Consider the following 12,568-nt stretch of genomic DNA (forward strand, 5'->3'; position numbering starts at 1 on the left):
GCCAAATACTGAGGTATTGAAATCAATGCATCAGAAGTTTAACATAGACGGCAATTTGCTTTTAGACAGCCTGGCTTAAACTAAGAGGTAATTAATGCAATCTGTCTCGTCCTGAAACAGGCTTACACCGCTGAAAATAAAGCCCTGATGCCCCAAAAGAGAACCGCCGCCCGGCTGATTGCGCAGGTCCAAATGACGGACCTTGCCCGGCGTGCCCGGCTTGATGCCGCTCTATAACTCTCTAAAAGCCCATATGCCCTCCAACGCCCCATAGCCATCCAAACAGGCGGGCGCAGTCCGGAATTGGACCTGCCAATCAGCCGTACCCTGCCTTCAACCCCGCATTAAGCTACATCCATCCAAACAGGCGCACACCTGCCCTCAACCCCGCATTAAGCTACAGACAGGCGTATACTCGCTAATCAGCTTTACCCTGCCCTCAACCCCGCATTACCCCCACAACCCATCCCCCCAAAAAAAACTTTCCACCCCTTTAATGGTAACTCCATTTCCCCGCCGTCTATATAGTTACAAGCATATGTTGTTTAAATGAACGGACCGGAGTCTATCTTTTACAAACTGTTGTTGAAAAAGATCAGCGGAGAGCTAACAGCCAAAGAAAAGTTGTTGCTGGCGGATCTGCTAAAGGCATACCCGGAATTCTCAGAGGCGTATGAAACCGTGCAATGGCTCTGGAACGATGCAGAGATCACCTCCGCACCCCGGCCGAAAGAGAAGTCGAAACGCCTGCTGGATCAGCATATGCAACGGTTACAGGCAAACGGCCTGTTGCCGGAAACAGAACATGTACCACTAAAAGTGTCAGACGGACACGAAGCGCCTAAACCGCGCCGCCGGTACTGGTTAAGCACTGCCGCAGCCGTGGTATTATTAATAGGGCTCATCCTGTTTAAACTGCCACAGCCATCGGTAAAACAGGTAGCGGAAAAGCGGCATCCCAATATGGTGATGACCCGGCCCGGCTCCCGTACCAAGCTGATATTGCCGGACGGCACTACGGTGTGGCTCAATGCCAGCAGTAAGCTTACCTATGGCGATGATTTTATGGAGAAGGAACGCCGTGTGCAGCTGGATGGAGAAGCATTCTTCGACGTGGTAAAAAATGAAGGGAAACCGTTTATAATCAATACAGCCGTTATGAACGTACGGGTGCTGGGTACTTCCCTCAACGTACGCGCTTATGCAGGCGATAAGAAAGCGGAAGCCGTGCTTATCAGAGGTAAGATAGAGGTGCAGGTAAAACGCCGCCCGCAGGAACGTTACCTGTTAAGCTCCCTGGAAAAGCTGAGCGTAGCTGCAGCCGCGCCCAATGTACATCCCAGGAAAGAGCTTTCCATCACGAATGTGGATGTTATCGGGAAAGACAGCACCATCGCGGAAACAGCCTGGATAGAAAATGAGCTGGTATTTACCGGGGAACCGCTGGCAGAGCTGGCAGGCCGGATGGAACGCTGGTTTGATATGAAAATAACCATTACGGGCACACGCTTACCGCATTTCAGGATGAGCGGCTCTTTTAAGGATGAATCGCCGGAACAGGCACTGAAAGCCATCAGCCTGATCACCGGGTGTAAGTATAAATTTAAGGACCATGTTGCCTTACTTTATGAGGAAAACTAAAAACCGTTAACAAGCATAAAACCGTTTATTAAACTTAAAAGCCACGTTATGGTATCATCAGCCAGATATAAAAAATAAAAAACGGGAAATGTGGCCGCATTTCCCGTAAAAGCCAAAATCTCATGCTGGTAAGCTGAATCCTTACCAGACATGCCATTTTATTAATCTTTCAAACCAAATGTATGAAAAAATTTGACTTGTTTGAGGACAGGCATCCTTATGCCTGGAAGTCAATACTGTGTATGAAGCTAACTGTTCTCTTTCTACTCGCCACCGTTTTACAGGCAACTGCCAGCACTGTTTATTCGCAGGAAGCCAAAGTAACGCTAAAGCAGGAAAATAAAAGCATTAAGCTGCTGTTCCGGAGAATAGCGCAGCAAACCAGCTACCGTTTCATTTACCAGGAAGATGCTGCTTCCCTGGATAAGCTGGTATCTGTAGATGTACAGCAGAAACCCGTATCCGAAGTGCTGGATATGGCGCTTAACAATACCGGCTTTGGTTTCCGGATGGTGAATGAAAATCTCATTGTAATATCGCCCAGGGGCAGCGAAATGCAGGATATTGTGCTGAAAGGCCATATCGTGGATAAGAACAAGCAGCCCGTGCCCGGCGCCACTATTAAGTTAGAGGGCACCAATAAAGGCACCACTACCGATGCTACCGGCGCATTCAGCATATCCGTGCCCGCATCCTCAAAAGTAACTATAACGGCTATAGGTTTTTTAGCCCAGACGATCACCGTAACAGACGCAGGCCCGCTCAACATTGTGCTGCAGGAAGATACCAAAGGCCTCAGCGAAGTAGTGGTGGTAGGGTATGGCGCACAGAAACGGGAATCCGTAACCGGCGCTGTAGCTACAATTAAAGGCGCCGACCTGGTGAAATCACCCGCCACGAACCTCAGTAACTCTATTGCCGGCCGTATGCCAGGTGTAACCGCCATGCAAAACACCGGTGAGCCGGGCTACGATGGGTCCACCATCCGTATCCGCGGTTCCAACACCTTAGGTAATAATGATCCGCTGGTGGTAATAGACGGTGTGGCTGCCCGTACCGGCGGCCTGGAACGTTTAAACCCGGCCGATATTGAAAATATGTCTGTGCTGAAAGATGCCTCTGCAGCTATTTACGGTGCGCGTGCAGCCAATGGCGTTATACTGGTAACTACCAAACGCGGTAAAAGCGGCAAACCGGTGCTTACCTATAACTTTAACCAGGGCTGGTCGCAACCCACGCATATCCCGGAAATGGCCAATGCGCCGGAGTATGCGCAGATCAGGAATGAATTAAGCCTGTACAAGAACGTAGCACCCGCAGAATGGAGCAACGCCTGGAGCGCCTACAAACAAAGCGGTTCCTACACCTCACCCACATCCGGTAATACCTGGACGCCGCCTTTCAGCAAAGACGATATTACAAAGTATGCAGATGGTTCCGATCCCTGGGGCCACCCGAATACAGACTGGTACAAGTCTACCCTGAAAACCTGGTCGCCGGTATCCAATCATACTTTACAGCTCTCCGGCGGTACGGATGCTATCCGTTACCTCACCTCTTTCGGTTACCAGAAGCAGGATGGCTACTACAAAAAATCCGCCACAGGTTTTGACCAGTACAGCCTGCGCATTAACCTGGATGGTAAGATCAATAAATACATGAGCGTAAGCGTGGACATGTTAGGCCGCCAGGAAAACCGCAACTTTCCCACCCGCAGCGCCGGAGATATTTTCCGTATGCTGATGCGTGGAAAGCCCACGGAGCCTGCCTTCTGGCCTAATGGTATGCCCGGTCCCGATATTGAGTATGGTAACAACCCGGTTGTGATCACCACTGCCCAAACCGGCTATAGCCACGACCGCCGTTATTACGTGCAAACCAACGCCCGCCTGGATATCACCATTCCCTGGGTAGAAGGGCTGAAGCTGAGCGGCAACATTGCATTTGATAAATACATTAAACGCACCAAAGACTGGCAAACACCCTGGTACCTGTACACCTGGGATGGCACCAGCTATGAGGCAGATGGTAAAACGCCTAAGCTGAACCGCAGCAAACGCGGTACCGACCAGCCTACGCTGGAACAGGCCGATGAAGATCAGGCTAACAAGCTGCTCCGCGGATTATTAACCTACGACCGTACCTTTAAAAGCGGCCATACCGTGAACCTGGTATTTGGTATGGAAAAAGAAACCGTGAATAACGATAACTTCTCCGCTTTCCGCAAATACTTTATCTCCACTGCCATCGATCAGCTGGTAGCCGGCGGTGATGCAGAGAAAACCAACGACGGCGGCGCCTGGGACCGTGCACGCCTCAACTACTTTGGCCGTGCAGCCTATAACTACAAGGAAAAGTACCTGGCAGAATTTGTTTGGCGGGTAGATGGTTCCTACATGTTCCCGTCTAACAAACGCTTCGGCTTTTTCCCCGGTGTGCTGGCAGGCTGGCGCATTTCCGAAGAAAATTTCTGGAAAGACAATGTACGCTTCATGAACTACCTGAAGCTGCGCGCATCCTGGGGTAAGCTGGGTAACGATCAGATCTATTTTGATGATGATAACGATGGCACCCCCACCTTACAGGAATACCAGTACTACGGCACTTATGGCTTTAACAGCTATATCCTGAACAACCAGCTTACCAAATCTATACTGGAAGCACGTTTGGCAAACCCCAACATTACCTGGGAAGTAGCCAATAACTACAACGTAGGTTTGGATGGCCAGCTGCTGGATGGTAAGATCTACTTTGAACTGGACGCGTTCATTAACAAACGCTCCGGCATATTGGTGCGCAGGAATGCCTCTATTCCTCAAAGCACCGGTATGACCCTGCCCGCAGAAAACCTGGGTAAGGTAGATAACAAGGGCTGGGAGTTTAACGTAGGTTATACCAACAAAGCAGGTGAGCTAAGCTACAATGTAAGCGTGAACGGCGGTTATGCCAAGAACACCATTAAGTTCTGGGATGAGCCGCCCGGCGCACCGGACTGGCAGAAATCCACCGGCCGTACCATGAACACCCAGATCTATTATGAATACGATGGCGTGTTCAAAGACTTTAATGATATTAAGAATAACACCATTGATTACAGCGCGCTTACCAACGATCTGCGCCCTGGCGATATGAAGTTTAAAGATATTAACGGCGATGGTAAAATAACCGGCGATGATAAGACGCGCATGACTAAAAACAGCCAGCCTACTTTTACCGGCGGTTTAAATGCCAACCTGCAGTTTAAGAACTTTGATTTCTCTATGTTGATCCAAGGCGCTACCGGCGGGGCTATTCACATTAATACAGAATCCGGCGAGATCGGCAACTTCACCAAAGATTACTTTGATCACCGCTGGAGCCCGGATAATCCAAGCAGTGTGGATCCGCGCGTGAACGACCGTAATGATACCTATTGGGCCACCGGCAATACCTACTGGTTCCGCAGCACCAATTACATACGCCTGAAGAACGTGGAGCTGGGTTATAACCTGTCCGACCTGGTGAAAAGACGTGTGGGCATCAGCTCCCTGCGGATATATGTGAACTGTTTGAACCTGTTTACGGTAGACAAGCTGAAGATACTGGATCCGGAATCCATTAATGGTAACGGGCAGTACTATCCGCAGGCAAGAGTGATCAATGCAGGGTTTTCATTAACATTTTAAAGATTAACAGTATGCAGCACACAATGAAACGTATATACATGGGGGTGGCCTTAGTGGCAGGATTGATGATAACCGCGTGTAACAAAGATTTCCTGAACACCCAGCCCCGGGACGAAGCCGCAGAAGACCTCGTGTTCAGCGATCCCGGTTTAACAGAAGCATTTGTGAACGATATCTATAACGGCTTAAGCAGCGGCGGTTTCCTGGAAACCATGCTGGCATCAGCCACAGATGAAACGATGTTCACCCATGGTTATGGCATGAAGAACATGGTAGAAGCTACCATTAACCCCACTGATGCGGAATATGTAACCAACCGCAGCACCATGAAGTGGGATGAAATGTATAAAAGGATCAGGGCCTGTAATAAATTCTTTAGTAAAATAGCCGACGTACCATTTGATGATCCCAGCGTAAAAGACCGGCTAAAGGGGGAAACTTATTTTCTGCGCGCCTATTTCTATCACCAGCTGGTGCGCGGCTATGGCGCAGTGCCGCTGGTAACGGAAGTATACAAGCTGGGCCAGACAGATTACACTATTGCCCGCAGCACCTTTGAAGAATGCGTGAACTTTATAGTGAAGGATTGTGATTCCGCCGCCTATTTCCTGAAAGGAAAAGAAGGCATCACTGTAAAAGGCCGTGCCACAGAAGGCGGAGCCCTGGCGCTTAAATCACGTATCCTGATCTATGCCGCCAGCGACCTGCATGATATACCTACGGCTAAAAGCAAAGCCACCACTATTGCAGGCTTTGCCCAGCCTGAGCTGCTGGGTTATGTAAGCGGCGACCGTACTGCGCGCTGGCAAAGAGCGAAAGACGCCGCCAAAGCGCTCATTGACCGCAATATGTACGCGCTGCAAAGCCCGGATCCTGCCAGCAGGGAAGAGGCTACCGCCAACATCCAGGGCATGTTCCTGAAAGATAACAGTGAAAGCATTTTTTCCCGTTACTTTAAAAATGATAAAGATGAACCGGGCGGCAACGTTGGATTGTACAATGGTTTGAACGGCTATCATAACTGGGCCGGCAACACGCCCACGCAATTGCTGGTAGATGATTATGAAATGAATGATGGCACTCCGTTCGACTGGAGCAATGCCGCACACAAGGCTAATCCTTACCAGAACCGCGATCCGCGTTTTTATGCCACTATCATCTACGATGGCTCACACTGGCGCAAACGCCCGGCAGATGTGCAGGCCAAAGATCCGTTCAACCAGGCGCAAACCGGCCGCTACGAAGTATGGAACGGCACCCAGGCTGTACCCAACCCCGGACTGGACACCCGCTCCGGACCCGTGGAAGACTGGAACGGCTCCTTTACAGGTTACTACTTTAAAAAGTTTATTGATACTACGGTAGATGCACAGTTCTATAACCAGGAAGTACCTTACCCTTTCTTCCGTTATACAGAAGTGATCCTGAACTACGTGGAAGCCTGTATTGAGCTGCACCAGGATGCAGAAGCGCGCACCTATCTGAACATGATCCGCAGGCGTGCCGCTATGCCGGATATCACGGCCTCCGGCGATGAGCTGCGCACCCGCTACCGTCATGAGCGCGAAATAGAAATGGCTTTGGAAGAGCAGCGTTTTTACGATGTGCGCCGCTGGATGATCCCGCAGAACACCGTGGGCCGGCCCCTGAAAGGCATTAATATTACCGCCACCCTGAAACCTGGCAGTAAGATCACGGTATACCGTTATGATCCCACGAATTATAACTACGTATACACACCCATCACCATGGAAGCGGAAAAACGCCTGTGGCTGGATAAAATGTATTTTATGCCCATCCAGCGCGATGAAATAAACCGGAATAGTAAGCTGGTGCAGAATCCTGGCTACTAGTAGTCCATAGTCGATAGCCCATTGCCCGGAGCGTAATAACAGATACTGCGCAGTATGCTATGGACTATCGGCCATGGACCATGGACCTTTTTTCCATCCATCAGTTGTAATACTCTGTAATGTCCTGCTCCCCCCGCAGGACATTACTATTTAAATAATTAGTAGCCACCGGCCATAAAGCCGCCTTTACAGCCGGTTCTTGTGCTACAAGAAGCTCCGCAGCAGGCAATGGACCATGGACCATCGGCCATGGACTTTTAAAAACAAAAAAATCAGCTTAATTTGAAGTCTCAATCAAATATCTTATGAAGAAAACATGCTTAAGGCTGGTACTGGTATCATTGGCCGGTACCGTTTTGCTTACTTCGTGTGGGCATCAGGGTGGGGAAGGTTCCGGTAAGGATACCACTGCCCAGGTTGGGTTAACACCTGATGCAGACAATGTAGGTTTAAAGCTACCCGCTGGTTTCGGCGCTATTAAGGTAGCTGACAGCCTGGGTAAAGCACGCCACCTGGTAGTAACGCCCCAGGGCGATATTTATGTAAAGCTGAACAGCTTAAAAGATGGTAAAGGCATCGTTCGCCTGCACGACGCTAATGGCGACGGCAAGGCCGACGAGCAAACCGCTTTTGGCGATTACGGCGGCACCGGCATTACCCTTAAGAACGGCTATTTATACGCTTCTTCAGATACAGCCGTGTTCCGTTATAAGCTGGATGACAGCAGCCATGTAACCAACCCGGATCAGCCGGAAAAGATCGTTGGCGGTTTAATTGACCGTCACCAGCACGAAAGCAAATCCATTGTGCTGGATAACAACGGCAATATTTATGTGAACATTGGCGCGTACTCCAATGCCTGCCAGGAAAAAGACCGCACCGCCGGCTCCAAAGGCATGAAGCCGTGCCCCATCCTGGATTCTGCAGGTGGTATCTGGCAATTTAAAGCTGATCAGCAGAACCAAACCTACGGCACCGGTAAACGTTATGCCACCGGTTTGCGCAACGTAGTAGGGCTGGACTGGAACCAGGATCAGAACGCGCTGTTCGTAATGCAGCACGGCCGCGACCAGCTGCATGATATGTGGCCCAAGTTGTTCACAGAAGCGCAATCCGCTAACCTGCCCGCAGAATGTATGTACCGCTTGAAAGAAGGGGTAGACTGTGGCTGGCCTTACATCTACTACGACCAGGAACAGAAGAAGAAAATACTGGCGCCTGAATTTGGCGGCGATGGTAAAAAAACAGCCGGTGAAAATGCAGAAGATCCGCAGATCGCTTTCCCTGCACACATGGCGCCCAACGGGCTGCTGTTCTATACCGGCGACATGTTCCCTGCAAAATATAAGAACGGCGCTTTCATTGCTTTCCATGGCTCCTGGAACCGCTCTCCCGAAAACCAGCAGGGTTACTATGTAGTGTTTGTTCCTTTTGAAAGCGGCAAACCAACCGGTAATTTTGAAGTGTTTGCAGATGGTTTTGCCGGAACAGATAAAGTAGTTTCCCCCGGCGATGCCAAGCACCGCCCCTGCGGCCTGGCGCAAGGTCCGGATGGTTCTTTGTACATTTCTGACGATACAAAAGGAACCATCTACCGCATCATCTACAAGAAGTCATAAATTCAACAAGGTCTTATATCTCATGAGCCGGATAACGTGATTATCCGGCTCATTTTTTTTCCTGCTGTTATACTCCTGCAAACATATTGCACCATCTATCCCACGCACAATGCAATGGACCATGGACCACGAACCATGGACTATGATAACCATTCATTCCCCAATCCCACCCATTTTCCCCCTTATCTCTACCGTTAGGAAAAATAAATGCTCGTTTTTTCCACAATTTTTTACCTTCGTAATAGTTCAGTAAAAATATATTGACGAACCCCAAATGCTGTAACCCCAAAATGAAAGAAGGAAAAACCTTTGCCACGTCAGCTTTTGCAGGAACTGAACCCCCATCAAAAGCAACGGCTACACCAGAGAACAGATCCGCTTCCGGCGGCATTCCCACGCTAGATAAATTAACAGCGCCGCAAATTTCTTTGCCTAAAGGCGGAGGAGCCATCAAAAGTATTGATGAGAAATTTTCCGTGAATACTGCCAACGGCACGCTGGCGTTTTCTGTACCATTACCCGTAGCACCCGGCAGGGGAGGGTTTCAGCCCGCTTTGTCATTAGGTTATAACAGCGGTACCGGCAACAGCATCTTTGGTATTGGCTGGGCACTGCAGTATCCCGCCATACAACGCAGAACAGATAAGCAATTGCCCCGCTATAATGATGCGCAGGAAAGCGATGTATTCATGTTCAGTGGCCAGGAAGACCTGGTGCCTTACCTGAAGGCCGCCGGCAATACCTGGACACCGGAAGAAAAAACCGTGGATGATTTCCGTGTAAAGCGCTACCGCCCCCGCATTGAGGGCGATAATGCCCGCATAGAAAAGATCATACATCTGCCTACCGGCAGCTGTTACTGGAAAGTTACCACCAAAGAGAATGTGGTTACCTTCTTTGGCCTCAGCCCATCGCACCGCATCACAGACCCGGAAGATGCAACCCGCATTTTCAAATGGCTGCCGGAGATCAGCTTTGACGATAAAGGTAACTGCATCCTGTTCACCTATAAAACAGAGAATACTGATAATGTAGTACCCACGCTTTATGAAAAGAACCGCCTGAACGGCCGTGCTGCCGCTACCAACAACTACCTGAAAACGGTGCGCTACGGGAATCTTACGCCGTATTATGCAGCTGCAGAACAGCCTTACGCGCCGGAAATTCCGCTGCCGGAAGCTGAGTTCCTGTTCCAGTTATTATTTGATTACGGCGAGCATACCACCAATGAGCTTACGGAAAGCCAGCCCTGGACTGCCCGTGCAGATGCGTTCTCCGACTACCGCGCCGGTTTTGAGATCCGCACGCACCGCCTGTGCAAACGTGTAATGCTATTCCACCATTTTACGAACCGTGAATTTGGCCTGGCAGATAATGATACGCGTGTACCTTACCTGGTAAAATCCCTGGACCTGGTGTATCAAACAGCGGATGATACGCCGCAACCCCTGGAAGTAGCCTATCTCACAGCCATTACGCAAACCAGCTATGTAAAGGAAGGCAATGCGTACCGCGCCGCTTCATTACCACCGCTGGAATTTGCTTACCAGCCTTTGAGCTGGAATAAAGAAGTAAAAAGCATTACCAAAGAAAATATCATTAACGACCCCGTTGGGCTAAGCCGCGATTACCGCTGGGTAGACCTTTATGGGGAAGGCATTGCAGGCATTTTAACAGAGCAGGCAGGGGCCTGGTACTACAAGTACAACCTGGGCAACGGCACATTCACCAGCGCCCGTGCGGTAGCGCCTAAACCTTCCGTAATGGGCTTTTCCAACGGCGCCTTACAGCTGCAGGACCTGGATGCCAATGGCAACAAGCAGGTAGTGGTGCAGTCGCCCGGCCTGCAGGGATATTTTGAGCTGGATGATGATAACGACTGGCGGCCTTTCAAAAGTTTTGAGCACATCCCGAACATAGACCTGGCCGATCCCAACCTGAAAATGCTGGACCTCAATGGCGACGGCCGTGCGGAGCTGCTCATGTCGGAAGAGAATGTTTTTACCTGGTATCCCTCACTGGGTACGCAGGGCTATGATGCGCCGGAGCTGGCGCCTAAATCTTTTGATGAGGAGCAGGGGCCGGCCATTCTGTTTGCAGATGAAACACAAAGTATTTTCCTGGCAGATATGTGCGGCGATGGGTTAACAGATATTGTACGCATCCGCAACGGGGAGATCTGTTACTGGCCCAACCTGGGCTATGGCCGTTTTGGCGCCAAGGTGAATATGCCCAATGCGCCGCTGTTTGACAGCACAGCACAGTTTAACCCCGCCTATTTACAGCTGGCAGATATCAGCGGCACCGGCGCTACTGATATTTTATACCTGGGGCAAAACAGTTTCCGCGCCTGGTTAAACCTGGGCGGTAATGCATGGAGCAATGTTTGTAATATAGATCCATTCCCGGTCACCGCGCAGCCCAGCCAGCTCTCAGTAGCAGACCTGCTTGGCAATGGTACTTCCTGCATTGTATGGTCATCGCCCTTACCCGGATTTTCGGATAGCCCTATGCGTTATATTGACCTGATGGGCGGAAAGAAACCGCATATCCTGTACGGCATTAAAAATAATCTAGGCAAGGAAACCCTCATTGAATATAAAAGCGCTGCAACCTTTTACCTGCAGGACAAAGCTGCCGGCCAGCCCTGGATCACACGTTTACCCTTCCCGGTGCAGTGCGTGAGCAGGGTAACCGTGCAGGATAAGATCACCAGGGTAGCATTCACCAATACCTACAGCTATCACCACGGCTATTACGATCATGCGGAAAGGGAGTTCCGTGGTTTTGGCCGGGTAGATCAGCAGGATACTGAACAGTTTGAGCACTGGGTAAGAAAAGACGCTTCCAATATTGTAGAGCAGGACCTGCACCAGCCGCCGGTGCTTACCCGCACCTGGTTCCATACCGGCGCTTTCCTGGACAGGCAGCGCTTACTAACCGCTTATGCAAATGAATACTGGCCCGGCGCCGCAGCCCTGGAACACGCGTTGCCCGATGCATTGCTGCCGGATGGCCTTTCGCCCGAAGAGCTGCGCGAAGCCTTACGCGCCTGCAAAGGCATGGTATTGCGGCAGGAAACATTTGCGCTGGACGGTACGCCGCAGGAGAAAGTACCTTACCAGGCAGCCACGCATAACTGCCATATTAAGCTGCTGCAGCCCCGCAGGCAGCAGCCGTTTGCCGCCTTCCTGGTACATGAAAGTGAAGCCATTACTTTTCATTACGAGCGTAATCCCGGCGAGGTACGTGTGCAGCATGTGCTGAACACCGTGATAGATGAATTGGGCAATGTGCTGGAAGCAGCCACCGTAAGCTATGGCCGTAAAACCCGGCCGGATGGGCTGCCGGATGAAGTATGGAACGCCCAAAGCAAAGTGCGCATCACCTATGCGCAAAATACTTTTACCAATGATGTGATCACCGATACCGCTTACCGTCTGCGGGCAACAGCCGGCACCCGTTTGTATGAATTAACGGGTATTACAGCAGCACAAACTTACTTCCAGGTAGCAGCCATCCGCCAGGCCTTTGCAACAGCAGCTTTACTGTCCTATGAGCAAACACCGGGCGATGCGCCCGCCAAAAGGTTGCTCAAACATGCGCGTGTGCTGTACTGTAAAGATGACCTCAGCGGCCCCTTGCCCAACGGTACGCAGGAAAGCCTGGGGTTGCCGCATACCGGCTACCAGCTGGCCTTAACAGGCGAACTGGTTACCAAAGTATATAACACACCGGATAATAAGGTAGATGAGAGCATGCTGCTAACAGCTAAGTATATACGCAGCAA

General features: G+C 50.5%; 6 protein-coding genes. 5 read left to right on the plus strand and 1 reads right to left on the minus strand.

What is annotated here, in order from left to right; translation table 11 throughout:
* The first annotated feature begins 549 nt into the window (after positions 1-549).
* From VIM87_RS24855 to VIM87_RS24870, 4 genes are all read left to right on the plus strand, one after another.
* Entirely contained in the window at positions 550-1,641 is a 1,092-nt protein-coding gene (locus VIM87_RS24855) for a FecR family protein (protein ID WP_331999603.1), read from the plus strand.
* Positions 1,642-1,823: 182 nt separating this feature from the next.
* Positions 1,824-5,306: a TonB-dependent receptor gene (locus VIM87_RS24860; RefSeq protein WP_331999604.1), complete on the plus strand. Its 3,483-nt coding sequence runs from the start codon at positions 1,824-1,826 to the stop codon at positions 5,304-5,306.
* A gap of 23 nt (positions 5,307-5,329) precedes the next feature.
* Entirely contained in the window at positions 5,330-7,159 is a 1,830-nt protein-coding gene (locus VIM87_RS24865; RefSeq protein ID WP_331999605.1) for a RagB/SusD family nutrient uptake outer membrane protein, read from the plus strand.
* Between the two features lie 305 nt (positions 7,160-7,464).
* Entirely contained in the window at positions 7,465-8,778 is a 1,314-nt protein-coding gene (locus VIM87_RS24870) for a PQQ-dependent sugar dehydrogenase (protein WP_331999606.1), read from the plus strand.
* 67 nt (positions 8,779-8,845) lie between these two features.
* Here the strand turns inward: VIM87_RS24870 and VIM87_RS24875 are convergent, their stop codons facing one another.
* Positions 8,846-9,268, minus strand: coding sequence for a hypothetical protein (locus tag VIM87_RS24875; RefSeq protein ID WP_331999607.1), 423 nt, complete (start codon positions 9,266-9,268; stop codon positions 8,846-8,848).
* Here VIM87_RS24875 and VIM87_RS24880 point away from each other — a divergent pair.
* Positions 9,255-12,568 (plus strand): SpvB/TcaC N-terminal domain-containing protein (locus tag VIM87_RS24880; RefSeq protein WP_331999608.1); only part of this gene is annotated, 3,314 nt, incomplete at its 3' end. The genes VIM87_RS24875 and VIM87_RS24880 overlap by 14 nt on opposite strands.

It is taken from the genome of Chitinophaga sp. (assembly GCF_036569125.1).
Taxonomy (GTDB): domain Bacteria; phylum Bacteroidota; class Bacteroidia; order Chitinophagales; family Chitinophagaceae; genus Chitinophaga.

Coding starts and splice junctions, on each gene's coding strand:
- VIM87_RS24870 (WP_331999606.1), top strand. CDS start 7,465: ATGAAGAAAACATGCTTAAGGCTGGTACTGGTATCATTGGCCGGTACC.
- VIM87_RS24865 (WP_331999605.1), top strand. CDS start 5,330: ATGAAACGTATATACATGGGGGTGGCCTTAGTGGCAGGATTGATGATA.
- VIM87_RS24855 (WP_331999603.1), top strand. CDS start 550: ATGAACGGACCGGAGTCTATCTTTTACAAACTGTTGTTGAAAAAGATC.
- VIM87_RS24860 (WP_331999604.1), top strand. CDS start 1,824: ATGAAAAAATTTGACTTGTTTGAGGACAGGCATCCTTATGCCTGGAAG.